The organism is Campylobacter concisus, assembly GCF_002913765.1.
Classification (GTDB): domain Bacteria; phylum Campylobacterota; class Campylobacteria; order Campylobacterales; family Campylobacteraceae; genus Campylobacter_A; species Campylobacter_A concisus_BB.
In genome coordinates this window covers 17530-43029 of sequence record NZ_PPCH01000026.1, presented here as the reverse complement: position 1 = coordinate 43029, position 25500 = coordinate 17530, and the positions used below count along the sequence as shown (strand labels likewise).

Sequence of the window (25500 nt, the reverse complement as noted above, 5' to 3'; positions counted from 1 at the left end):
AGAAGAAATTTGCATATTTAAATTTTATCCAGAGGCAAAAGCCCCTGGAAATGGACTATTTTAAGATGCCAGCCTCTTTAAATGCAGCCTCTGCAGCTGGGTGAAGCGGAGCTGAAAGACCTTGGACGAGATCTTCTTTTTTAACTGATTTTAGTGCCGGGTGAAGAGTTTTATACTCATCAAAGTTATCTAAGATAGCTTTTATCACAGCTTTTACAGCCTCGTCTTTTGTATCTTTGCTAGTTACTAAAACAGCTTTTACGCCGATAGTATTTACATCGTGATCGACGCCATCATATGAGCCTTTTGGGATCACACCTTTTGCAAAGTATGGTTTTTCTTTAAGAAGGTTATCGATCTCGCTGCCTTCGATGTTTAGGATATCAATAGGCAAAGATGTCGCAGCATCAGTGATGTTTGCAGTTGGGTGACCAACGACAAAGCTATATCCATCTATCTTTTTATCTTTTAGTGCATGTGGGCATTCGCCAACTGTTAAAACGCCGCGGTATCCTAGTTTTGAAACGTCAAAGCCTTTTGCTTTAAAAACCTCAAGTGTGCTCACTTCGTTACCGCTGCCTGGGTTGCCGACGTTGTATTTTTTACCTGCAAATGAAGAGAGATCGCTTGTTAGACCGCTATCTTTTGCTACAACGAATGCAAGAAGCTCTGGATAGATCGCAACTACTGAGCGTAAATTTTCATCTTTTGCTCCGTCAAATTTGCCAGTGCCGTTAAATTTATCATAGACGACGTCACTTTGAACAAAGCCAAATGTGAGCTCTTTTTTAAGGACGTTATTTACGTTATAAACAGAGCCGCCAGTTGATTGAACAGAGCATTTTACATCTGTATTTTTATTTGCCAAGCGGCAGATCGCTCCACCTATCGGATAGTATGTACCTGTCATGCCGCCAGTGCCGATACTGATAAATTCTTTTGCTGAAAGTGTTGTTGCCAAAAGCAATCCAGCAAGTGCCAAAGAAGTAGTTTTCATCTAAAATCCTTTCAAAAAATTTAAGGCTATTTTATTCTATAAATTTAGCTTTGTATCTTTTTGATATGATATTTTTATGCCATTTTGGTAAAGTTGCAACTATTCTACACAATCAAGGCTTAAAAAAATATTTTCTTAAGAATAAATTTATATTTCTTTTACGAGCATTCTAAATTTTAAGAGCTAGAAATTCTAGCTCTAAATTTAGTCGATAAATCTTTTTGTGATATTTGCGTAGGCATCGATCCTGCGGTCTCTTAAAAATGGCCAAATTCTGCGCACTTCTTCGCTTCTTTTCATGTCTATCTCAACGATCTTGCAAAGCTCATCTGTGCTATTTGCGCGGAAAAGCTGCTCGCCTTGTGGCCCAAAAACAAAGCTATTTCCCCAAAATTTTATCCCATCCATCACGCCGCTATCATCTTTTTCAAAGCCCACACGATTTACAGCAACAACTGGCAGGCCATTTGCCACGCTGTGGCCTCTTTGCACTGCCACCCACGCTTCAAGCTGTCTTGACTTTTCATCGTCACTATCGCCCTCAAACCAGCCAATAGCCGTTGGATAGATGAGAATTTTTGCCCCTTTTAGTGCCATTAGCCTTGCTGCCTCTGGATACCACTGATCCCAGCAAACCAAAACGCCAAGCTTGCCAAGGCTAGTTTCAATAGGCTCAAAGCCAATGTCACCAGGCGTGAAGTAAAATTTCTCGTAAAATCCAGGGTCATCAGGGATGTGCATTTTTCGGTATTTGCCAGCCACGCTACCGTCGCACTCGAAGACAAAGGCGGTGTTGTGATAAAGTCCGTCAGCCCTCTTTTCAAAAAGCGAAGTGACTAAAACCACGCCATTTTCTTTTGCCACCCTGCCCCAAAAAGCGACATCTTCTTGCCAGTCGTTTGCGTGATCAAAGAAATTTGTATCCTCGCTTTGGCAAAAGTACTGCGTCTGGTGCAGCTCTTGACAGACCACGAGATCAGCACCTCCCTTTTTCGCCTCAGCTATTAGCTCAAGCGTCTTTGCAATGGTCGCTTCTTTTGTCCCTTTAAATTCTTGTTGAAGTAGTGCTACTTTCATCTCATCTCCCTTCTTTGTCGTTATATGGGTCTAAATGCGTGGTTATCTGCCACGAAAAATCCTTAAATTTCTCTCTTATCTCAGCTTCAAGCGATTCGGCCACCTCGTGCGCGTCGTAAAGCGAGATATCTTTGTCAAAAACTAAATGCAGCGTTAAAAATATGGTATTTGCGCTCTGTCTTGTGTTTAGGTAGTGAAAGTCTGAAATCCTCTGCTTTGCCTTTATCATCTTGATGATCTCAGCTGTGATCTTGGGGCTTGCTGCGTGATCTAGCAAGACACCAAAGGCGTCTTTGCCAAGACTTATGGCGCTTTGAGCGATGTAGCCACTTATTACAATGCCAAAGATCGCATCTATCATCACAAATCCGCTAAATTTAATGATAAGCAGCGAGATGATGACTGCAAGGTTGCTAAAAAGGTCGATCTTATAGTGCAGCGCGTCTGCTTTAATGATAAGGTTGCCACTTTTTTTAGAAATTTGGTTTAAAAATAGCACCAAACATAGCGTCACCACAACCGAAAATATCATCACACCAAGGCTTAAGCCAAGGTCTATCTCTAAATTTGGCTCGCTAAATTTCTTAACACTCTCATAAAATATATATCCAGCAGCCAGCACGATGATGACGCACTCAAATAGCGCTGCTAACGCCTCTAGCTTTGTGTAGCCAAAGTTAAATCTCTCATCGGCTTGCTTTCTTGACTTTCTAAGCGCAAATAAATTTAAAAGCGAAACGATAAAATCAAGCATTGAATCAATCGCCGAGCCAAGCACAGCGACCGAGCCACTAAAAAGTCCAGCTGTAAATTTCACAAGTGCGAGCAAAAAGGCGCAAGCTCCAGCTGCGATAACAGCCTTATTTTCGCCCTGCGTGCACTCCTGCTTATTTATGCGGTTAAACTCATAATCAAACGGACTTGACAAGATTAAGACCTTTTGTATCTATTTTGGCTTGAGCAGTGAAGCGAGCCATTTTGACGGACAAAAACTAGCGAATTTACACCGATAACTTTTCTATCTGGCAGTGCCTTGGCAAGTAAATTTAGTACCTTTTCATCGTTTTCGTCATTATATGTTGGCACGATTAGCGCACCATTTATAAAGATAAAATTTGCATAGGTGCAGCCAAGCCTTTTACCCTCATAAAATTTAGGCTTAGGTAGTGGCAGAGCAAGTAGCTTAAAGCCAGTTTTTTTAAGCTCATCCTCCATCTTTTTAAGCTCATCAAAGTGCTCATCACTCTCATCTTCGCAAGCTGCGTAAGCTATCGTATCAGGCGTGATAAAGCGCGCTAAAGTGTCGATGTGACTATCTGTGTCATCGCCTTTTATAAAGCCATTTTCAAGCCAGATGATACGCTTTAAGCCAAATAAATTTTTTAGTTTTTCTTCGATCTGCTCTTTGCTAAGTGCTTTGTTTCTATTTTCATTTAGTAGGCATTTTGAGGTGGTTAAAAGCACGCCATCTCCGTTAAATTCAACACTTCCGCCCTCTAGTATCATATCAACAGGCTCAAGCTTAGTTTTATAAATTTTAGCTAGCTCTAAATTTATCGCATCATCTTTTGAGCTCTTAAATTTACCACCCCAAGCGTTAAATTTAAAGTCGTAGCTCTTTATGCCATCTTCGGCGCAAACGTCGATCATACCGTAGTCTCTGATCCAAGTATCATCAGTCTCAAGCTTTACAAACTCAACATTTTTAAATTTCTTAAACCTAGTGAAATTTGCCTCATCAGGGCAGATGAGCACCACCTTTTCATAGGGCGTAACAGCAGCCACAAGCTCTTCATAACTAGCTAAAATCTCCTCTAAATAAGGCTCCCAGTCGCTCTTACTATGTGGCAGCGATAAAAACAAAAGTTCCTGCTCTTCCCATTCTGCATACGCTCTCACGCTCTCTCCTTGTAAATTTTATAAATTCCATATATCGTAATGATTATCCAAAAGACCTCTATCAAAAATGAGCCGAGGTTAAAGTGCACAAAAAGCGAAATGATGAGCAGCACCGCACCTGCTAAATTTATTATCTGATAGGCTAGATCACGGCTATTTAGGCGGCCGATCTGAAGTAAAAAGTAGCCCATCACGATGCAAATCATCCCTAAAAAGCCGATGACCTGAAAAAGATCGATCAAATTTTATCCTTTTTGTAAGCTTAAATTTAAAGCGTGATCATATCTAATTAGTTTTAAATTTATGATTATGGGATAAAATAACTCCATTTTTCAGATTGGATTAAAGTTTATGGATTTTGAGTTTATTGAGAAATTTTACCCACTCTTTGTAAAGGCTGGCGTGCTTACGATCGAAATTGCCTTTTTAGGGATCGTTTTTTCTATTTTGATAGGCATTTTTTGCATGGCTGTGAAATTTTACAAGCTAAAATTTCTCTCAAAACTAGTTGATTGCTACGTCGAACTCTCAAGAAACACGCCACTTCTCATCCAGCTATTCTTTTTATACTACGGCTTGCCAAAGCTTGGAGTGTCGATGAGCGGCTTTGCCTGTGCGGTCGCTGGGCTTAGCTTTCTTGGTGGCAGTTATATGAGCGAAAGCTTTAGACTTGGCTTTGAGGCGGTTAGAAGATCGCAGATAGAAGCAGGACTTAGTATCGCGCTTAGTAAAAATCAACTCCTAAGATATGTCATCTTGCCACAAGCCTTTAGCGTGGCACTGCCAAGCATCAGCGCAAACGTCATATTTTTACTAAAAGAGACAAGCATCGTTAGCATCGTAGCCCTTGCTGATCTAGTCTATGTCGCAAAGGATCTTATCGGGCTTTACTACAAGACAGATGAGGCGCTTTTTATGCTGGTTATTAGCTATCTTGTCATCATCTTGCCAGTCTCGCTGGCGCTTAGCTACGTCGAAAAAAGGGTAAGAAATGCAAGGAGTTAGTATATTATTTGACACACAAAATTTACTAAGGCTGCTTGAAGGTCTTGTGGTAAGCACCGAAATTTCGCTTATTTCTATCGTCATCTCCATTATCGGCGGCCTTATACTTGGCGTTTTGATGAGCATGAAAAATAAATTTATATATTTTATTTTAAAAATTTGCCTCGAGATCGTTCGTATCATGCCTCAGATCGTCTGGCTATTTTTATTTTACTTTGGCGTTAGCAAGGCTTTTGATATCCATATCTCAGCATTTACCGCCTCACTCATCGTCTTTAGCCTTTGGGGCGTTTTTGAGATGATGGATATCGTGCGCGGCGCTATCACCTCGATACCAAGACACCAGTTTGAGTCAGCCGCCTCACTTGGACTTAGCAAATTTCAAATTTACTTTTATGTCATCATCCCGCTTGCTACTAGAAGGCTGGTGCCTGGAGCTGTAAATTTACTAAGCCGTATGATAAAAACGACCTCTATCGTCGTTCTAATCGGCGTTGTAGAAGTAGTCAAAGTCGGCCAGCAGATCATCGAGCGAAATGTATTTACAAATCCTATGGCGCCATTTTGGATATACACGCTCATATTCTTTTTATATTTTGCGATCTGCTATCCAGTCTCAAAACTATCAAAAAAACTAGAAGAAAAATGGAGCTAAAATGAGCGAAAATATCTTAGAACTTAAAAAAATAAACAAATTTTATGGAGAGCTTCACGCCTTAAAAGATATAAGCTTAGAGGTAAAAAGTGGCGAAGTGGTCGTGCTTCTTGGACCATCAGGCTGTGGTAAGAGCACAACTCTTAGGTGCATAAACGGCCTTGAGAGCATAGCAAGCGGCGAGATCGTCATAGATGGCGAAGTGATAGATGCTAAATTTAAAGAGTGGCAAAGGATCCGCCAAAAGGTCGGCATGGTCTTTCAAAGCTACGAGCTGTTTGATCATATGAACGTCATAGAAAACGTCCTTCTTGGGCCTTTAAAAGTGCAAAAAAGAGATAGGGCCGAGGCTGAAAAGACGGCTGATATGTGGCTAAGCAAGGTTGGGCTACTTGATAAGAAATTTGCCTATCCAAAGGAGCTAAGCGGCGGTCAAAAGCAGCGCATAGCCATCGTTAGAAGCCTTTGTTTAAACCCTGAGATCATGCTATTTGACGAAGTTACAGCTGCACTTGATCCAGAGATCGTTAGAGAAGTGCTTGATGTGATACTAAATTTAGCTAAAGATGGCATGACGATGCTAATAGTCACTCACGAGATGAGCTTTGCAAGAGCGGTTGCAAATAAGATCGTATTTATGGACGCTGGAGCGATCGTAGAGATCAGCGAGCCAGAGGAGTTTTTTACTAATCCAAAGAGTGAGCGAGCAAAGAAATTTCTAAATTTATTCTCGTTTTAGAAAAAATAAGAGATAATTTGCCGTTTTTTCAAAATGCGTTTAGAGCGAGATTTGGTCGCTCTTATTTACTAAATTTTTCAAAGGAGAAAGAGTGAGAAAATTTAAATTTTTCTTATTAGCATTAGTCGCTACCGTCTTTCTAACGGGTTGTGGTGATGACAAAGGTGCGGACAAAGCAGCCGCTTCAAACCAAGCTGATACGATCGCAAAGATCAAAGAGCGTGGATATATAAGGATAGGCGTTTTTAGCGACAAACCGCCATTTGGCTACGTCGATAAAGACGGCAAAAACCAAGGTTATGACATCTATTTTGCAAAACGCATCGCAAAAGACTTGCTTGGCGATGAGAGCAAGGTCAAATTTGAGCTAGTCGAGGCTGCTGGCAGGGTCGAAGTGCTCACAGCTGACAAGGTCGATATCACGCTTGCAAATTTTACAAAGACGCCTGAGCGCGCACAAGTTGTTGATTTTGCGCTTCCATATATGAAAGTTTCACTTGGCATCGTTAGCCCTGAGGGCGCTGTGATAAAGAGCGTTGATGAGCTAAAAGATAAAACCTTGATCGTCAATAAAGGCACAACAGCGGACGCATTTTTTACAAAAAATTATCCTGATATCAAGCTTTTAAAGTATGATCAAAACACCGAAACTTTCGCAGCTTTGGTTGATAAAAGGGGTGCAGCTCTAGCGCATGATAACGCCCTACTTTTTGCCTGGGCGAAAGAGACTCCTGGCTTTGTCGTTGGCGTTGAGGCGCTTGGCGATGTGGATGTGATAGCTCCAGCTGTCAAAAAGGGCAACAAAGTCTTGCTTGAGTGGCTAAATAACGAGATCATCGAGCTTGGAAAAGAAAATTTCTTCCACAAAGACTATGACGCAACACTAAAACCGATCTATGGTGACAGTGTCAATCCTGAATCTCTAGTCGTCGAAGGCGGCAAACTATAAATTTAATGGCGTAATCTTTACGCCATCTCTCTTTTTTAAATTTAACAAATATATTCGTGAAGTTTTTGGCTGTAAGTGGTATTTTAATAAAATCCATGACGGTAGTTTTGTAATTCTTGGCAGCAAGCTGTTGGGTAGGTTTTATAATAATGTTTCTAAATTTTTTGTCAGCAAAATGGACTGCTTTAAAATCCATAATGAAGTAGTTTTGCATACCTGAGCGCTAAACGAGCAAAATAAGCCTATAGTGCAATGAACTCTTTTTGAAAAACGCCGATACCGATAGACTATTTGCTGATTTTAAATTCTATATATTTGATAAATTTAATACTACGAAGCATGTATGCAGAGAAAAATCCGCAAGAAAGAAAACCTTAGTTTTTGAATATTTAAATAAAAATTTTAAAAAGCATTTTGGAGTAAATTTAGCCCAAAATGCTCTTTACAGGTTACATTAAGCTCTTTAGCGAATTTGTCACTTTTTGCTCGATCTCTTCTAGAAATTCCTTGCTTTTAGCTTCAAATCTAGTAACAATAACTGGTGTTGTGTTTGACGCACGCACCAGTGCCCAGCCATTTTCAAACTGAATTCTTATGCCATCAATGTCGATGATATTTTTTATCTTTGGCAGGTCGCAACCCTCGTTTTTCACGCACTCTTTTAGCTTAGCAACTATCTTAAATTTGGCCTCATCAGTCGTCTTTATCTTGATCTCATCGGTGCTAAAGACAAGTGGCATCTTATCAAGCTCGCCGTCAAGATCAAAGCCCTTATGAACTAGCTCAAGCACCCTCATCATCGCATAAAGCGCATCATCAAAGCCAAAGTATCGCTCTTTAAAGAAGATATGACCGCTCACTTCAGCCGCGAGATCTACGTTTAGCTCTTTCATCATTTTTTTGATGTTGCTATGCCCAGTCTTACCCATAAAAACTTCGCCGATCTTGGCGATCTCATCATACATATTTTGTGAGCATTTTACCTCGCCAAGCACCTTTGGATGATCCATATTTAGCGCATAAAGATATGCTAGCTCATCGCCTTTTATATCTCTTTTTGGCGTTATCACGGCGATCCTGTCGCCATCTCCGTCAAAGCCAAATCCAAGGTCAAATTCTTTCTTTTCGATGAGCGAAAATATCTCTTTTAAATTCTCTTTTTCGCTTGGGTCTGGGTGGTGATTTGGGAAATTTCCATCTGGATCTTCATATAAAATTTTCGCATTTAGTCCAAGCGCTTTGACGATAGGCACCAAGCTCACGCCAACAGCGCCATTTGCGCAGTCGATGACAAAAGGCTTTTTGAAATTTTTAAGCTCGCTAAATTCTTTTACAAAAAACTCAACGTATTTTTCTAAGATATTAAATTTCTCACAGCTCTCATCGTCTGCTATTTGCTCACCAGAGGCGATTATCTCGTTCACCTTATCTTTTAAAATTTGCAAATCTTTGCCAAAAAAACTATCCTTTTTGATAGTGATCTTAAAGCCGTTATAATCTTTTGGGTTATGAGAGCCCGTGATCATGATGTTTGCGTCAAAATAATCAGCATAAACGCTAAAGTAGCCAACAGGAGTTGGAAGTAAGCCGATGTTGTAAATTTTAAAGCCACCAGCCTTGTTTAGGCCGCTTAGCAGATACCTAAAAAGCGTGCTAGCGCTTAGTCTTGCGTCAAAGCCAACACTTAAAGTTTTCACGCCAAATTCGTTAAATTTCTTACCCAAAGCAAGTCCTATAGCCTTGACGCTGTCCTCTGTCAAGTCTTTTTCAAAAATGCCGCGGATGTCGTATTCTCTAAAAATTTCATCATATTTCATTGTAAATTCTCCCTAAAAGAATGCAAAAATGATACAAGAATAAATTTAAAAAGGAGTAAATAATTTTATAAATTTAGTGAGGTTAAAATATAAATTCGAGCTAGAAAAGGCTCTAGCTCGAAAGGGGCTGCTACATCATGCCGCCCATGCCACCCATTCCGCCCATGTCAGGCATTGCAGGCATTGCTTTTTCTTCTTTTATCTCGCTGATAGTTGCCTCAGTCGTTAGTAGCAAGCTAGCCACGCTAACAGCGTTTTGAAGCGCAACTCTCTCAACTTTAACTGGATCGATAATGCCAGCTTCAAACATATCTACATACTCGCCAGTTGCAGCGTTAAAGCCAAAATTTGCATCTTTGCTTGTCTCAACTGCGTTTGCTACCACACCAGCGTCAAAGCCAGCGTTCTCAGCGATTTGGCGAAGTGGAGCACGAAGCGCTCTTCTAACGATCTCAGCACCGATTGCCTCGTCACCTTGTAAATTTAAATTTACACTCTTTGAAGCAAGGATAAGAGCTGAACCGCCACCCACTACGATGCCCTCTTCAACAGCTGCACGAGTAGCGCTTAGAGCGTCATCTACGCGGTCTTTTTTCTCTTTCATCTCTGTCTCAGTCGCAGCACCTACTTTTATAACCGCCACGCCACCGCTTAGTTTTGCAAGGCGCTCTTGAAGTTTTTCTTTGTCGTAGTCGCTTGTAGTCTCTGCGATTTGCGCTTTTATTTGAGTTATTCTAGCGTCGATCGCTGACTTCTCGCCTGCGCCATTTACGATAGTAGTGTTATCTTTGTCGATAACTACGCTTGAAGCTTGTCCAAGATCGTTTATAGTAGCACTCTCAAGTGTTCTGCCTAGCTCTTCGCTGATAACCTCGCCACCTGTTAAGATAGCGATATCTTCAAGCATTGCTTTTCTTCTGTCGCCAAAACCAGGAGCTTTAACAGCTGAGATGTTTAGCACACCACGAAGTTTATTTACAACAAGTGTTGCAAGTGCCTCGCCCTCGATATCTTCAGCGATGATTAGAAGTGGTTTGCCACTCTTTTGTACTTGCTCAAGCACTGGAAGCAGGTCTTTTAAATTTGTGATCTTCTTGTCAAATAGTAATATAAATGGATTGCTTAGTTCAACTTGCATCTTTTCAGGGTTTGTGATGAAGTATGGGCTTAGATATCCGCGGTCAAACTGCATACCCTCAACGACGCTTAGCTCGTCTTGGATAGACTTTGCCTCTTCTACTGTTATGACGCCATCTTTGCCGACTTTCTCCATCGCATCAGCGATAAGCTTGCCGATGCTCTCGTCTGAGTTTGCAGAGATAGTAGCGATCTGAGCGATCTCTTTTGAGCCAGAAACTTTTTTAGAGATGTTTTTTAGTGCATCTATAAGAGCTGCTACTTCTTTATCCATGCCGCGTTTTACTTCGATAGGATTTGCGCCAGCAGTTACGTTTCTAAGACCCTCTTTAAATATCGCGTGAGCTAGCACAGTCGCTGTTGTAGTGCCGTCACCTGCTTGGTCGTTTGTCTTGCTTGCTACTTCTCTAACTAGGCTTGCACCCATGTTTTCGATAGTATCTTTTAGCTCAACCTCTTTAGCCACGCTAACGCCGTCTTTTGTGATGTTTGGAGCGCCAAAGCTCTTTTGGATAAGGACGTTTCTGCCTCTTGGTCCCATTGTCACTTTTACAGCGTCATTTAGTTTTTTTACGCCCTCGTATAGGCGGTTTCTTGCATCATCAGAGTAAAAAATTTCTTTTGCCATTGTCTTTCCTTTTTAAATTATTTAATCACGCCTAAAATGTCGTCGATGTTTAAAACAAGATATGTTTTATCATCTAAATTCACCTCAGTGCCAGCGTATTTAGCAAATACTACTTTTTCGCCAACTTTTACGCCCTCAGCTTCAGCACCAACTGCTTTTACCTCGCCGCTTAAAGGTTTTTCTTTTGCGTTATCAGGTATAATGATGCCCGAAGCTGTCGTCTTTGTCTCTTCTACGCGTTCGACTAGGACACGCTTGCCTAATGGTTGAAAGTTCATTGTTCATCCTTTTAGTTTAATTGTCTTTTTTAGCACTCTTTATTTTTGAGTGATGAAATCCTAGCATTTTTTTCTGAAAAAGTCAATAATTTATAGTGAATTTTATTAAAAACTTTAGTCTAAGTGACTAAAGTTTTATGATATGTAAAACTAATATAAAGGAATTTTATGAAAAAAGTAGCTTATATAGTTGGCGCGCTTGTACTCATAGTAGCTTGCATTTTTGGCTTTATCTTTAGCTCTTTTGGCAATAAATTTATAGCCAGCAAAATAGAAAAAGAGGCACTAGCTCGTGGTATCTATGTCAAATTTAAAGAGTTTAGCCTTGGGCTTAGCACCTTAAATTTAGAAGCAACCGTGATGGATGCCATAAATTTAAAGGCAAATGGCGAGCTTTCCTTGCTTGCTCAAAGTATGAACTTAAACATAGATATAAGCGCTGACAAGGCAAAGGCTAACGAGCTTGGTCTAAAAAAGGACGTCGCGCTTAAAGCAAACGTGGCTGGTAAATTTAGTGACTTTAAGCTAACAGCAACTGGCACGGCGCTTGGCTCAAACATAAATTTAAACGCAAATTTAAAAGACTACCTGCCAAAAGCTCTAAATCTTGACGCTAAAAACATCGAGCTTTCTGAGATATCAGCTCTTGCCAAAAAGCCAAATTTAGCTAGCGGCAAGCTTGATCTAACGAGCAATATGCAAGGAGTTGATGAGAAAAATGAGCCCATCATAAACGCTCAAATTTTAGCAAGTGACGCAGCGATAAACAAAGAAATTCTTAAAAACGAATTTGGGCTAAATTTAGCAAAAGATATAAACTTTAAAGGCGGTGTAAATGCTAAATTTGCAAATGAAAAAGTGAGCGCTAAAACCCTTATTATCGCACCTGAAGCCACTTTAAAAGCAAATGAGACGACCTATGATCTATCTAGTAAAAATTTAAAGAGCGACTTTTTGCTAAACGTGCCTGATCTTGCCCTTTTTGGCAAGCTCTTAGGCGAGCAACTAAGTGGCGCGGTGGATGCAAACGGCGAAATTACAATGCATGAAAATGCTCTTAAAAACCTAAAAGCTGAGATAAACGGGCTTGGTGGCAAGATAAATGCAAATTTTGATAGCAAAAACTTAGCCCTAAATGCAACTAGCATAAAGCTAAAAGAGCTTCTAGCGCTTGCTTTGCAGCCTAGCTACGCAGACGGGCAGATAAATTTAAACGCAAATTTTAGCGGCTTTGACGAGCTAAAAAAGCTTGCAGGCGAAGCTAAATTTGAGATAAAAAACGGTCTTATAGATAATGGTCTTGCAAAGCTTAAAAATGCAGCTAAATTTGAGCTAAAAGGTGGCGCCACAGCAAAAAATGAACTTGTAAATTTTGACGCAAACATGCTTAGCGACCTTGGCGAGCTAAAGGATGTAAGGGGCATTTTTGACCTAAAAAACAGCCAAATTTTTAGCAAATTTGCCCTGCTCATTAGCGACCCTGAGAAATTTAAAGCGGTTAGTGGCTTTGAGGTGGGCTCAAAGATGGCGCTTGCAGGCGATGTGAAGGTTAAAGCAAGCAAGATAGATGAGCTAAATTTAGGCGGCGATGCCTTTGCTGGCAAGCTAAACGCCACCATAAAAAATGAAAATCTTGATCTTAGCCTAAAAGAGGCGCAGCTAGGAGAAATTTTAGCACTTAGCGGCAACGACAGGCTGGCAAATGCTAAGGCAAATGTCCAGGCAAAGGGGCAAAGTATCTTTAGCAAAAGCCCAAGCGTCACCGCAACGATCGCTTTAAATGATGGCAAATTTAACGCCGCAGCGCTTAGCAAAATGCTTGATAAAAAATTCCCTGAAAACGAGAAATTTAGCTCAAATTTGAGCCTAGACTATAAAGGCGAAATGGCAAAATTTAGTGGCGACTTTCTTAGCTCGCTTGCTGATATAAAGGGCATAGATGGCAGTTTTGACGTGGGCAAAAGCACGCTAAACTTAAAGCTTCAAGCGGTAGTTTCGGAGTTAAATAAGCTTGCATTTTTAGCTGGACGCGAGCTTCACGGTAAATTTGCAGCCCTAGTAACAGCAAATGGCAAAGTGGATGATCTAAGCGTAAAAGCCACTTCAGATGATCTATTTAAAGGCAAACTAGAGGCAAACTACAAAGGTGGCGCGCTTGATGCGGTGCTAAAAAACTTCGAAGTCAAGGGGCTAACGCAAACTTTGGGGTTAGATCATCTTTATGATGGCAACGGCGATGCTAAATTTGACTACGAAACAAAGCAAAAGCTCGGTAAATTTGATATCTTGCTAAAAGAGGGTCACCTAGCCAGCACAAATCTCACAAACAATATAAAAACCTTCACCGGCAAGGACATCACAAAAGAAATTTACAAAGACGGCAAAATTTACGGCGATATAAAGGGCGACAACGTCATTTTTAACGTAAATTTAAGCTCGCCAAAGAGCGACATAAAGGTTGCAAACGGCACTTATAATACCGCGACAAAAATGCTTAACGCGCCGCTTGTTTGCAGGCTCGAAAAGACCGATCTAAACGTGCAAATCTCAGGCACGACAGACAAGCTAAAATATGACGTCAGATCGCAATATCTCGAAAATAAGGTCAAAAAAGAGATAGGTAGATTTTTAGATAAAAAGCTTGGCAAAGATGATGAAGGCGCAAACAGCGAAAAGCAAAATTTAAAGGGGCTTTTAAAAGGGCTATTTTAGATGAAAAAGGCGGAAAATTTAAAGTATCTAATGGGGCTTGGGCACTTTTGTAGCGACATAAACCAAAGTGCGCTTGGTGCGATGCTGCCATTTTTCATCGCGAGCTACCACTACGACTATGCCACAGCCGCCTCGCTCGTGACCGCCACAAATTTAGCAAGCTCGCTCATCCAGCCGCTTATCGGCCGCCTAAGCGACAAAAAAGAGCTGCCCTACGTCATCCCGCTTGGGCTACTGCTTGCGGGCGGGGGCATGAGCCTAACTGGCTTTGTCACAAACTACTACATCATCCTAGTTTGCGTGATGATAAGCGGTATCGGCGCCGCGCTCTTTCACCCAAGCGCCGCAAGGATCGTAAACTACGCCTCAAACGCCAAAAATAGAGCCAAAAGCATAAGCATATTTTCTTTTGGTGGTAATATCGGCTTTGCAGTTGGACCCATTTTAGTTGCCGTTTTTGTGGGGAATTTTGGCCTAAAAGGGACCTTAATTTTCATCATCCCTCAAATTTTTCTAACACTTTTATACCTTAAAAAGGGCAAATTTATAAAAGCGCTAGAAGACAATCACAAAAAGCAAATTTCACAAAAAACAAGCGCTCTAAAAGACGATCTGGGCGCATTTTTGAGGCTTTGTGTCTGTATATTTTCACGCTCTATCGTCGCTTTTGGCTTTGCGGCATTTTTTAGCATCTATCTCATCAAAATTTTTGATCTTAGTAAAGAAGCTGCAAATGTAAATTTAAGTATGTTTTTTGCTGCAGGTGCGATCTCTACGCTATTTGGTGGAGCACTAGCTGATAGATACGGCCTAGTTAGGCTCATCAAAATAAGCCTAAGCATAGCCGCGCCGCTAGTCGTGCTAATGCTCTTTATCGACAGCTACGCGCTATTTCTCGCGGCCTCTATGTGCGTTAGCGCCTGCATCAGCCTATCTTTTAGCCCCTCAATCGCCCTTGCACAGCTTTATCTGCCAAATCAAATCGGCCTAGCCTCTGGCGTAACGCTTGGGCTTAGCATCACAATCGGCGGTATATTCGCAACAGTCATCGGCAAGATCGCTGACATCTTTAGCCTAACGCACTCGTTTTACTTTATCGCCGTAGTTTCGCTCATCTGCGCGGTTTCTAGCTACTTCTTAAAGCCAGTTAGCAAGATATAAATTTACAAAAATAGCTTGCTAACAGCGTATAGAACAGTCTTGCCGTCGTCTCTGATATTGTAAGCGATCTGGCCACCTCTTTTTGACGCCTGAAATGCTGCGGCTTTTACCAAGCTTTTTGCCCAAAAAAAGGCACTAGATGACAATGCCCCGAGCCGCAAATTTTATTTTTTGGGCTTTAAATTTTGTTGAGCAGGCGAAATTTGATACGAGCTGAAATTTAGACAAAACTTGTCAAAGAGAATAAGTTTTTTTGCTTCTCTATAAAAGCAAAGCTAAATTTAAAAATCCAAAAGAGCCAAACCATGGCATTTGGTAGCAGTATTTTGCAGTAGTTTTATTTTTAAATTTAACAACAAAGCATCAAAGCAAAGTATCTTGTGATGATTTTAAATGTTTTGCTTCGCAAGCTCGCAACTGCAAGCAGAAACGAAGAAATTTTCAACCGAAGATAAAACAAATAAATTTAAGCCATTAAGACAAGAAAATTTTTGTTTCAGACAAGGCGGATGAGCAAAAAAGGGAGCGTATAAAAAATACTAAATGCGCGAAACATTAAAATTTAATTTTATTTGGCGGCAGTATTTTGTAACAGTATTTTGTAACAGATTTAAATGTTGCGTAGTTAAAATTTGCGCAGACCAGACACATAAAAATTTGAATTTGGCTACTGAAATATCAAGGCAAAGTATCTTGTGATGATTTTAAATGTTACGAAGAAATTTTCAACCGAAGATAGAACACATAGTTCATCAAGGGAGAAAATTTCTAGTTCATTTAAAAGCGCGCAAGAGACGAGCCTTTTTATAACTTTCTCATCTTTGCTATCTCATCTCTCAGCGCCGCCGCCTTCTCAAACTCCAGTTGCGCCGCCGCTTCAAGCATCTGTTTTCTTAGCTCTTTTACGATCGCGGCTCGCTCGCTAGCTGGCATCTTCTCTAAATTCTTACCGCGCTTATAAATTTCACCATCATCTTCGACATGCAGGCTCTCTTCGATATTTCTACTTGCAGAGTGTGGTGTGATGCCGTGAGCTTTGTTGTACTCATCTTGAAATTTACGTCTAGCAGTCGTTGTATCGATCGCCTCTTTCATCGAGTGTGTGATCTTTTTGGCAAACATTAGCACCTTGCCATTTACATTTCTAGCCGCACGCCCCATCGTCTGTATAAGGCTCGTAGTCGAGCGCAAAAAGCCCTCTTTATCAGCGTCCATTATGGCTATCAGGCTCACCTCTGGCAGATCAAGCCCCTCACGGAGCAAATTTATGCCTATTAGCATGTCAAATTCGCCGCTTCTAAGCCCCCTAATGATCTCATTTCGCTCGATCGCGTCGATGTCTGAGTGCATATACTTTACCTTTATGCCAAGCTCGATGTAGTAGCGGCTTAGCTCCTCGGCCATCTTCTTAGTTAGCACCGTAACTAACACACGCTCACCTCTAGCGATGACCGCCTTTGCCTCGTCAAATAGCGCCTCGACTTGATTGTCACTATCTTTTATCTCGATAAGCGGATCAAGCAGCCCAGTAGGTCGCAAAATCTGCTCATAGACGTGCCCCTGGCTGATACCAAGCTCATACTCGTTTGGCGTGGCTGAGACAAAAAGAAATTTCGCCTTTTTGCTTATAAACTCATCAAATTTAAGCGGCCTATTATCAAGCGCTGATGGCAAGCGAAATCCATACTCCACAAGCACCTCTTTACGGCTCCTGTCACCCGCGTACATACCCCTAAACTGCGGCAAGCTCACATGGCTCTCATCGACGATGACCAGATAGTCTTTGCCGCTTATCTCAAAGTAGTCAAACATCGAGTACGGCGTCTCTCCGGGCTTTTGTCCGGTTAGGTGGCGCGCGTAGTTTTCGATGCCTTTGCACATGCCAGTGCTTGCCATCATCTCAAGGTCAAACTCAACCCTTTGCTTTAGCCTCTGCACCTCGACTAGCTTGCCCTGCTCGTTAAATTCTTTCAAACGCGCATCAAGCTCCTCTTCGATCTCTTTCATCGCGATCTTTAGCCTATCAGCGCCCACGATGAACTGGCTGGTCGCATAAAGCGTAAATTTAGAGATGTCTTTGAGTCTCTTGTTATCAAGCACGTCAAAATGATACATCGCATCGATCTCATCGCCAAAAAACTCGATCCTTAGGGCTTCGTCGTTGTAGTAAGCTGGGTAAATATCCACCACATCGCCATTTACACGAAAATCCCCCCTGTCAAAGTAGTTGTCATTGCGCTTGTAGCCCATATCCACGAGCTGCTCTAAAAGCTTTCTTTGGCTTATCTTCTCACCCACGCTAAGATATGCCACCATCCCCTTATACTCGCTTGGATTACCAAGGCCGTAGTTTGCAGAGACTGAGGCGACACAGATGACGTCGTCAAAGCTTAGCAAACTAGCCGTCGCAGAGAGGCGCAAGCGCTCAAGCTCCTCATTTACCGAGCTATCCTTTTCTATATATAGGTCGCTTCTTGGGATGTAGGCCTCTGGCTGATAGTAGTCGTAGTAGCTTATGAAGTACTCGACATGGTTTTTTGGGAAAAAGCCCTTAAATTCGCTGTAAAGCTGAGCAGCTAAGGATTTATTATGCGTCATGATGAGCGTTGGCATATTTAGCTCACGTATGACATTTGCCATAGTAAAGGTCTTACCAGATCCTGTCACACCTAGAAGAGTTTGGTATTTATTGCCTGATTTTATACTTTTTACTATCTCTTTTATCGCTCTTGCTTGATCACTGCTTGGGCTAAATTTAGATGAAATTTCAAATTTACTCATTAACTACCTTTAAATTTGGGCGAATTTTATAGCAAAGATAGTGCTTTGTCAAATGAGAATTTTAAAAAGAATTTAGCCTCTGCGTGTTAGAATACGGCATTAATTATTATTTTAAAGGAACCTTTATGTTTGAAGATAATGCGATCTTAACCACACTAAGCGATAAAGTAAATGACCTCATCACAAAATACGATGAAGTTTGCAGAGTAAATGAAGAGCTACGTAACGAGATCGTAACATTAAAAGCACAAAATGAGGCAAAGAGCAATCAGATCATGCGCTTAGAAGAGGATCTTGACAAGAAAAATAGCGAAGCTGATGATGTAATGAAAAAGATCGAAGCTGTCCTTGGTAGATAAGCTAGGCATTTTTGGCATAAAAGATGAAACAGATCACGCTCACCGTATCATCTCGCGACTACACGATAACGCTTGATGATGATTTTGCTGAAGTTTTTGAGCGTGACTGGCAGAAATTTATGGGTGGAAAGAAATTTATCGAGCCTCGTGAGCTTATAAACGCTTTTGTCGAAAAGAGCTACGAGAGCTACACAAATTTACGCGTCGTAAAGGACGTCACAAAAGAGATAGAAGAGATACTAAAACCGGAAAATAAATGAAAAAAAGAGCTTTTACCCTAATAGAAATTATATTTGTCATCGTCATACTTGGCGTCTTAAGCGCTATTGCTATACCAAAGCTTTTCTTTACTAGAAGCGACGCCATAGTTGCAAACGCAAAAACGCAAATCGCTGCCATAAAAAGCGGCATCTCACTAAAATACAACGATAGTGTCCTAAAAGGCACTCCAGCATATCCAGACGCGCTTGATGATGGGAACAAACTTTTCAACAAAGTAATAAGCGTAAATATCGCAGACAGCGGCACAAAAAACGGCTGGCACAAAACTGGAGCAACCACTTATACCTTCAAACTAGACGGACAAACAGCAAATTTCACTTATAACAAAACCACTGGCGAATTTGACTGCGAGAGTAGCGACGGACTTTGCAGCGCTCTTGAGTGATGAGATACTACGAGGTCGTATTTAGCGGGGTAAATTTAGCTGCGCTCACATATAAAAGCGAGCTAGATATTGCGCCATTTCGCGCCGTCACTGCAAAACTTAGAGGCAAAAGTCTAGTTGGCTTTATCCTGCGTGAAGTGGATGAGCCAAGCTTTAAAACAAGCCTCATTGATGAAATTTTACCCATTAAGCTAAACGAGATACAGGCAACATTAGCCAAATTTATCGCCTACTACTACACCTGCGAGCTTGGCGTTGCTATAAATTTATTTGAACCACAAAGCCTTACTGATGATGAAATTTACAAAGGCGAAAGCGACTTTAAATCGCCAAATTTAAGCCCAAAGCAGCTTGAAGCGCTAAATTTTATAAACGAGCGGAAAAGCTCACTCATCTTTGGCGACACGGGAAGTGGCAAAAGTGAAATTTACATAGCAAAAATTAGAGAAATTTTAAACGCAGGCGGCCAAGCGCTATTTTTAATGCCTGAAATTTCACTAACCCCGCAGATGCAAAAGCGCTTAGAGAGCTTCTTTGGCGAGGCTGTGGCAGTGTGGCACTCTAAGATCACACCAAAGAAAAAAGAGCAAATTTTAAAAGACATCAAAAGCGGCAAGGCTAGGCTTGTTGCAGGAGCTAGGTCTGCCCTATTTTTGCCACTTGAGAGGCTAAAACTCATCATCATCGACGAAGAGCACGACGATAGCTACAAAAACACAGGCTCAAAGCCCCACTACAACGCAAGGGACCTAGCACTCTTTTTAACTAGCAAATTTGACCTGCAAGTAGTTCTGGGTAGTGCCACGCCAAGCCTCACTAGCTTTTATAAGCAAGAGTGTTTTCGCCTAAAAGGGACATATTTTGCGTCGCAAAAGAGCTATATATTTGACGAGAGCGAGACTGGCATAAGCGAAATTTTAAAAGAGCAGATCGCAAAGACGCTTGAAAATAAAAAGCAAGCCGTCATCTGCCTGCCAACAAGGGCAAATTTCAAATATCTTGTCTGCAAAAACTGCGGCGAGACGGTGAAGTGTCCGTTTTGTAGCATCGGCATGAGCTACTATAAAAAGCAAAACGTGCTCAAGTGCCAATACTGCGAGCACAAAATGGCCGTGCCAAAGACCTGCCACCAGTGCGGCAGCGAGATGATAGAGGCTAAAAAGATCGGCACGAGCGAGCTTCTTGAGAGGTTGCAAGCTGAGTTTGCAAACGCTAGGATCGCTAAATTTGACAGAGACGAGATCACGACGCAAAACAAGCTCGTAAAGGCTTTAAAGGAATTTAACGACGGCAGGATAGACATCTTGCTTGGCACGCAGATGCTAAGCAAGGGGCATGATTATCACAATGTCGAGCTAGCCGTCATCATGGGCTTTGACGAGCTTTTAAATTTTCCTGATTACAGAGCTAGAGAGCGGACACTTGCCCTTGCCATGCAAGTAGCTGGAAGAGCTGGTAGAAACGGAGCTGGCAGGGTCATCATCCAAAGCAAGCAAAAGGAGTTTTTTGAGAGCTATATCAGCGACTACGACGCATTTTTAAAGGATGAGATACCTTTTAGAGAAGCTCTTTATCCGCCATTTACTAGGCTACTTCGCATAGTTATCTCGCACAAAGATGAGAGCACGGCAAAGGGTGCAACAAATGATTTTGTAAGAAATTTGGAAAGTTTAAAGGGCGACGAGCTCGAGATCGTGGGATATGGCAAATGCCAGATAGAATATCTTGGGGGCAAATTTAGATATGAAATTCTGCTTCGCTCAAACTCTCACACCATGCTTTTAAAAGCGGCAAACCTCTGCAAAAGCGAACTTAGTGATATTGATATAGATCCGGTGAATTTTAGCTAGAAGACGATTTAACACAAGCAAATTTTAAATTTAGCAAGTTGCTAAGGCGAGTGAGCAAAGTTTTAAAATTTGCAAATTTGCTTCATAGTGTATATAAATGTTAGACAAATTTTAAAATTTCGTGAGCGAGCAATTTCGGCTCTAAAATTTGAGCTAAGCTGTAAGCGAAGCCAAATTTTAGTAGTCAATTCTTGCGAGTGAACGGAATTTTAAAATTTGTAAAAATAGTAAATTTTTTTAAAAATATAGACCTTAAATTTAAAAACTCTTTTATCCAAAAGAGAGACAAGGGGACTTGAATGACGAAGCCGTCCCCTTATCCTCCTTTTTAAATCCCCTAAACCCCTCGCACGTTCAAAGTGCATGCAATTGTGCTTCGCACTGCATGCGTTTTGTGTAATAGAAAGTCAGACAAATTTTAAAATTTCATGAACGAGCATATCACGCTTCTAAATTTAGTAAGCTGCTAAGGCAAGTGAGTAAAATTTTAAAATTTGCATTTACAATAAAGAGACCTGAATTGCAAACCACCTGCATTTAAAAACTTTATTAATTTTTCAAGACTTTTAAAAGCCATTTTTTCTTATAATCCCCAATAAAATTTAAAGGCAAAATTTTGCAACGATACCCGACAAAACAGATAAAAATTCGCGATGTTTTAATAGGCGGTGACGCACCGATCTCCGTGCAGTCGATGACATTTTCAAAGACAAAGGACGTAAAAGGCACGCTAGAGCAGATACAAAGGCTATATTTTGCAGGCTGTGACATCGTGCGCTGCGCAGTTTTTGACAAAGAGGACGCCAGCGCGCTAAAGCAGATCGTCGCAGGCTCACCCATCCCAGTCGTTGCAGACATACATTTTAACCACACCTACGCGCTCATCGTTAGCGAATTTGTCGATGCTATCCGCATAAATCCAGGCAACATAGGCTCAGCTAAAAACATAAAAGCAGTTGTTGATGCCTGCAAGCAGAGAAATTTACCTATCCGCATAGGCGTAAATTCTGGCTCGCTTGAAAAGCAGTTTGAGGACCGCTATGGCCGCACGGTGGAGGCGATGGTGGAGAGTGCCTTATACAACATCAAGCTTCTTGAGGATTTTGACTTTACAGACATTAAAATTTCACTTAAATCAAGCGACGTCGAGCGCACTATGCAAGCTTATAGAGCGCTTCGCCCAAAGACAAACTACCCATTTCATCTAGGTGTTACCGAGGCTGGCACTACTTTTCACGCGACTATCAAGTCCGCGATCGCACTTGGCGGGTTACTACTTGAGGGTATCGGCGATACGATGAGAGTTAGCATCACAGGCGAGCTTGAAGAGGAGATCAAAGTCGCAAAGGCGATCTTAAAAGATAGCGGCCGCCAAAAAGAGGGGCTAAACATTATCTCATGCCCAACTTGTGGGCGTTTGCAAGCTGATTTAATGGCAGCAGTAAAACTCGTAGAAGAAAAGACTAAAAACATAAAAGAGCCACTAAACGTCTCAGTTATGGGCTGCGTGGTAAATGCTATCGGCGAGGCAAAAGGCGCAGACGTAGCCATAGCCTTTGGCAAGGGAAATGGCATGATAATGCGACACGGCGAAGTGGTTGCAAGGCTGCCTGAGAGCGAGCTTGTGGATAGATTTTTACAAGAGATCGACGACGAGATAAAGAGCAGAGGATAAAGCAGTGGCAAAAGAGAGACTTAACGAGATAGAATTTAGCAACCTTTACGACCTTGATATGGAGCGAGCCATACTAAGCTCGATCATCGCAAACAACGACGCTTTGGGCGAAATTTTTGACACTATAAAGGCTGGGGACTTTTACCTAAAGGCTCACGCGCAAATTTACAAAGCGATGGTTGATTGTCTAAACGGCGACGTGCCTATCGCATCGACATTTATCAAAAACAAGCTTGGCGAAAACTACGATGACAACGTCATGGCGAGCATTTTGGCCACAAACTCGATCATCGACATCCAAAGATACGCAAACGAGCTAAAAGAAAAATCGATCAAACGCAGTCTAGTAAAGATCGCCCACGACATTCCAAGCAAGGTAAATGAGGACAAAGCTAGCCGCGATATGGTCGATGAGCTAAGTCAGGAGTTTTACTCTCTTGTCGATGGTAGCGGCACTGGCAGCATCAGAGATAGCGAGGACATCATTAAAAGCTTGATCGTGCACATGCAAAAGCAAGCAGCCCTAAACGAGCGCGATATCATCGGACTAAACACCGGCTTTAAAAAGCTAAATGAGATGATAAAAGGTTTTAAAAATGGCGACCTCATCATCATCGCAGCACGCCCTGGCATGGGTAAAACGACGCTTTGTCTAAATTTCATGGGGCACGTTTTAAAAAGTGGCGCTGGCGTTGTATTTTTCTCACTTGAGATGCCAGCAGAGCAGATCATGATGAGGATGCTAGCAGATAAGACCTCGATCCCACTTCAAGAGATAATGACAGCGACCTTGGACGACGAGAAGCTCGCTCACTTTAGCCACGCATGCAGCGAATTTTCGCACGCCAAGCTCTTTGTGCACGATAGCGGCTACGTAAATATCCACCAAGTAAGGACGCAGCTTCGCAAGCTAAAGTCGGCTCATCCTGAAATTTCACTCTGCGTCATCGACTACATCGGTCTTATGATGAGCACAAACAACTACGCCGATCGCCACATACAAATAGCTGAAATTTCTCGTGGCTTAAAGCTTCTAGCGCGCGAGCTGGATATGCCTATCATCGCACTTTCGCAGCTAAACCGCGGCCTTGAAGCACGCGCAAACAAGCGCCCTATGCTAAGTGACCTAAGAGAGTCAGGCGCGATCGAGCAAGACGCCGACATCATCCTTTTTGTCTATAGGCACGAGGTCTATCTGGAGCAAGAGGAGAACGAGAAAAAGAGCAAGGCAGCAGCCGAGGGCAAAGAGTATAAAAGCGAGCACGTTTTTAACAAGCTTCAAGAAAATGCCGAGATCATCGTTGGCAAAAACAGAAACGGTGAAGTGGGATCTATCGACGTGCTCTTTCAAAAGCAGTACTCGCGCTTTTGCGATATCGCCACCACACCAGTGCAATCAACTGAATTTAAAGAGTAAATTTGCCAAAAAGCAGGCGTATATTTTATTTTCTCCTGCTTTGCATTTTGCTTTTTTGTCTAAATTTAGCGCTTAAATTTCATGAATACAGCGCTTTTATGGAGCTTGGCGAGCAAGATATCACAGGCAAAGTAAGCGTAAATTTCACCAAAGAGAAAAACGGCAAAAAGCGCCAGATCATCAGGATCGACACCTCAAATTTTAGCTTTTACACAACCGCTTCTAAAAAAGATGAGATCAGCCTTTATGACGTCGTGGTGCTTAGTGTTCAGCCAATAGACGTTAGTTTTAAAAACTATCTTTCTGGCACATTTTACATGCCAAGCTACGATAGAGCCGTTATCAAAAAAGACGAGAGCCTAAGGCAAAGAGCTATAAATTTCATCTCCGCCCAGCACGAAAACGCTAAAATTTCGCAGCTTTTCTCAGCGCTCTTTCTTGGCACAAATGTCTTTGGCGAGCTAAGAGATGATGTCTCAAACTGGGGCGTGGCGCACCTCATTGCCATTAGCGGCTATCATCTTGGCGTCATAAGCGCAGTTTGTTTCTTTCTTTTAAAGCTCGTTTTTAAGCCCATCTACGCAAGATATATGCCTTACCGCTCATACATTTTTGACTTTACAATTGCCGTATTTTTAGTGCTTTGCTTCTACTTTTATATGATCGGCTTTATAGCAAGCTTTTTGCGGGCATTTTTGATGAGCGTGGCTGGCTTTTACATGGTCTGCAAAAAGATAAAGATATTAAATTTCTACACACTCTTTGGCGTTATTTTATTTAGTGTCGCCCTATTTCCGCAGCTTCTTTTTAGCGTTGGCTTTTATTTTTCATGCCTTGGCGTCTTTTATATCTTCGTCTATCTTTTGTATTTTGCACCCAAATTTAGCCTGTTAGCAAACTCGCTACTTTTAAATTTATATGTCTTTTTTGCGATGGAGGTTGCAGTGCTTTACTTTTTCCCGCTCATTAGCCTCTTGCAGCTTAGCGTGCTGGCTATCAACTACCTATTTAGCATATTTTATCCGCTAAGCTTTTTACTTCACCTCTTTGGATATGGCGGCATTTTTGATGAAATTTTAAGCAAGATGTTAGCTTTTAGACTAAGCTCTGGCAGCCTTCATATAAGCACATTTACATTTTTACTTTATAACGCCATCATACTTTTTTGCGTTAAATTTAAATCCCTAGTCCTACTTCCGCCACTCTTTGGCGTGGTAGTGTTTTTACTTTTCTTGCTAAATTTTTCGTAGTCAAAGTTTTACTTAAATTTGCCGATATGCTTTTAAATTTAAAGGCAAGGCGATGCAGATAAACTCAAATTTTATAAATTTAAATAAAAGTGCTCCTAAAAGTGGGCTAAATTTAAAGGCTGATGAGGCAAATTTAAAGAGCGAAGAGTCACAAAACATCGATAAAAGCACTATTTTGCATGACGCTTCAAATTTAGCTAGCGAGGTAAATAATGAGAGTGAGAGTAGCGCCGATGTCATAAAAAAGCAGTTAGAAAAACTGCAAAAACAGCTAAAAGAGATCGATAATGCGATAAAACAGGCAAGTGCTAGCAAAAATCCATACGCAAAAGAGCTGGTCGCCTCGCTTCAGACCAAAAAGGGAGCTATCTTTGCTCAGATAATGCAACTAAACGCCCAGCTTGTAAAGATGCAAGGCGCTTAAATAGCTCAAATCTAACCCTAAAT

At 41.5% G+C, this 25500-nt stretch carries 23 protein-coding genes; 14 read left to right on the top strand and 9 right to left on the bottom strand.

The features are described from left to right. Positions 1 to 55: 55 nt before the first annotated feature. The 5 genes from CYO89_RS09500 to CYO89_RS09480 all read right to left on the bottom strand — a co-directional run bounded on the left by CYO89_RS09500 (position 56) and on the right by CYO89_RS09480 (position 4215). A complete protein-coding gene (locus tag CYO89_RS09500) occupies positions 56 to 997 on the bottom strand; it encodes a TAXI family TRAP transporter solute-binding subunit (RefSeq protein WP_012001579.1) in 942 nt (313 codons plus the stop codon). A gap of 204 nt (positions 998 to 1201) precedes the next feature. Next, on the bottom strand, positions 1202 to 2074 hold the full coding sequence (locus CYO89_RS09495) for a carbon-nitrogen hydrolase (RefSeq protein WP_103598098.1): 873 nt from the start codon (positions 2072 to 2074) through the stop codon (positions 1202 to 1204). A 1-nt stretch (position 2075) separates the two neighbouring features. Continuing rightward, on the bottom strand, positions 2076 to 3002 hold the full coding sequence (locus CYO89_RS09490) for a cation diffusion facilitator family transporter (RefSeq protein WP_103598097.1): 927 nt from the start codon (positions 3000 to 3002) through the stop codon (positions 2076 to 2078). A gap of 2 nt (positions 3003 to 3004) precedes the next feature. After that, complete coding sequence (locus CYO89_RS09485; RefSeq protein ID WP_103598096.1) at positions 3005 to 3973, bottom strand: agmatine deiminase family protein; 969 nt, start codon at positions 3971 to 3973, stop codon at positions 3005 to 3007. Further along, on the bottom strand, positions 3970 to 4215 hold the full coding sequence (locus CYO89_RS09480) for a CBU_0592 family membrane protein (RefSeq protein WP_103598095.1): 246 nt from the start codon (positions 4213 to 4215) through the stop codon (positions 3970 to 3972). The genes CYO89_RS09485 and CYO89_RS09480 overlap by 4 nt, the downstream gene beginning before the upstream one ends. Before the next feature lie 109 nt (positions 4216 to 4324). On the opposite strand from CYO89_RS09480, the gene CYO89_RS09475 reads away from it, so the two are divergent. From CYO89_RS09475 to CYO89_RS09460, 4 genes are all read left to right on the top strand, one after another. Continuing rightward, positions 4325 to 4978 carry an amino acid ABC transporter permease gene (locus tag CYO89_RS09475; RefSeq protein WP_021085233.1) on the top strand — a complete coding sequence of 218 codons (654 nt, stop codon included), beginning with the start codon at positions 4325 to 4327 and terminating at the stop codon, positions 4976 to 4978. Then, on the top strand, positions 4965 to 5633 hold the full coding sequence (locus CYO89_RS09470) for an amino acid ABC transporter permease (protein ID WP_103598094.1): 669 nt from the start codon (positions 4965 to 4967) through the stop codon (positions 5631 to 5633). The genes CYO89_RS09475 and CYO89_RS09470 overlap by 14 nt, the downstream gene beginning before the upstream one ends. 1 nt (position 5634) lies before the next feature. Then, on the top strand, positions 5635 to 6372 hold the full coding sequence (locus CYO89_RS09465) for an amino acid ABC transporter ATP-binding protein (protein ID WP_103598093.1): 738 nt from the start codon (positions 5635 to 5637) through the stop codon (positions 6370 to 6372). Positions 6373 to 6463: 91 nt separating this feature from the next. After that, a complete protein-coding gene (locus CYO89_RS09460) occupies positions 6464 to 7321 on the top strand; it encodes a cysteine ABC transporter substrate-binding protein (RefSeq protein WP_103598092.1) in 858 nt (285 codons plus the stop codon). 449 nt (positions 7322 to 7770) lie between these two features. On the opposite strand, the gene CYO89_RS09445 is transcribed toward CYO89_RS09460, so the two are convergent. From CYO89_RS09445 to groES, 3 genes are all read right to left on the bottom strand, one after another. Further along, entirely contained in the window at positions 7771 to 9138 is a 1368-nt protein-coding gene (locus tag CYO89_RS09445) for a phosphomannomutase/phosphoglucomutase (protein ID WP_103598089.1), read from the bottom strand. 130 nt (positions 9139 to 9268) lie between these two features. Next, entirely contained in the window at positions 9269 to 10903 is a 1635-nt protein-coding gene (gene groL / locus CYO89_RS09440) for a chaperonin GroEL (RefSeq protein WP_103598088.1), read from the bottom strand. 17 nt (positions 10904 to 10920) lie between these two features. Next, a complete protein-coding gene (gene groES, locus CYO89_RS09435) occupies positions 10921 to 11181 on the bottom strand; it encodes a co-chaperone GroES (protein WP_009293641.1) in 261 nt (86 codons plus the stop codon). Positions 11182 to 11349: 168 nt separating this feature from the next. Between groES and CYO89_RS09430 the strand changes: the two genes are divergently transcribed. Together CYO89_RS09430 and CYO89_RS09425 are read left to right on the top strand one after the other, a co-directional pair. Then, positions 11350 to 13893, top strand: coding sequence for a tryptophanyl-tRNA synthetase (locus CYO89_RS09430; RefSeq protein WP_103598087.1), 2544 nt, complete (start codon positions 11350 to 11352; stop codon positions 13891 to 13893). Further along, complete coding sequence (locus CYO89_RS09425; protein WP_103598086.1) at positions 13894 to 15054, top strand: MFS transporter; 1161 nt, start codon at positions 13894 to 13896, stop codon at positions 15052 to 15054. An 804-nt stretch (positions 15055 to 15858) separates the two neighbouring features. Here CYO89_RS09425 and uvrB read toward each other — a convergent pair. Continuing rightward, entirely contained in the window at positions 15859 to 17835 is a 1977-nt protein-coding gene (uvrB, locus tag CYO89_RS09420; RefSeq protein WP_103598085.1) for an excinuclease ABC subunit UvrB, read from the bottom strand. A gap of 125 nt (positions 17836 to 17960) precedes the next feature. Between uvrB and CYO89_RS09415 the strand changes: the two genes are divergently transcribed. The 8 genes from CYO89_RS09415 to CYO89_RS09380 all read left to right on the top strand — a co-directional run bounded on the left by CYO89_RS09415 (position 17961) and on the right by CYO89_RS09380 (position 25477). Further along, complete coding sequence (locus CYO89_RS09415; protein ID WP_009293637.1) at positions 17961 to 18194, top strand: hypothetical protein; 234 nt, start codon at positions 17961 to 17963, stop codon at positions 18192 to 18194. A 23-nt stretch (positions 18195 to 18217) separates the two neighbouring features. Beyond that, positions 18218 to 18454 (top strand): hypothetical protein, encoded by a 237-nt coding sequence (locus CYO89_RS09410; RefSeq protein WP_009293636.1) that lies wholly within the window; start codon positions 18218 to 18220, stop codon positions 18452 to 18454. Then, positions 18451 to 18861, top strand: coding sequence for a type II secretion system protein (locus CYO89_RS09405; protein WP_103598084.1), 411 nt, complete (start codon positions 18451 to 18453; stop codon positions 18859 to 18861). The genes CYO89_RS09410 and CYO89_RS09405 overlap by 4 nt, the downstream gene beginning before the upstream one ends. Then, positions 18861 to 20711, top strand: coding sequence for a primosomal protein N' (locus tag CYO89_RS09400; RefSeq protein WP_103598083.1), 1851 nt, complete (start codon positions 18861 to 18863; stop codon positions 20709 to 20711). The genes CYO89_RS09405 and CYO89_RS09400 overlap by 1 nt, the downstream gene beginning before the upstream one ends. A gap of 616 nt (positions 20712 to 21327) precedes the next feature. After that, positions 21328 to 22386, top strand: coding sequence for a flavodoxin-dependent (E)-4-hydroxy-3-methylbut-2-enyl-diphosphate synthase (gene ispG, locus CYO89_RS09395; protein ID WP_103598082.1), 1059 nt, complete (start codon positions 21328 to 21330; stop codon positions 22384 to 22386). A 4-nt stretch (positions 22387 to 22390) separates the two neighbouring features. After that, on the top strand, positions 22391 to 23803 hold the full coding sequence (locus tag CYO89_RS09390) for a replicative DNA helicase (RefSeq protein WP_009293632.1): 1413 nt from the start codon (positions 22391 to 22393) through the stop codon (positions 23801 to 23803). A gap of 2 nt (positions 23804 to 23805) precedes the next feature. Beyond that, complete coding sequence (locus CYO89_RS09385; RefSeq protein ID WP_103598081.1) at positions 23806 to 25053, top strand: ComEC/Rec2 family competence protein; 1248 nt, start codon at positions 23806 to 23808, stop codon at positions 25051 to 25053. A gap of 52 nt (positions 25054 to 25105) precedes the next feature. Next, the gene (locus tag CYO89_RS09380) at positions 25106 to 25477 is read left to right on the top strand and encodes a hypothetical protein (protein WP_103598080.1); all 372 of its coding nucleotides are present in this window, start codon (positions 25106 to 25108) and stop codon (positions 25475 to 25477) included. Positions 25478 to 25500 lie beyond the last annotated feature (23 nt).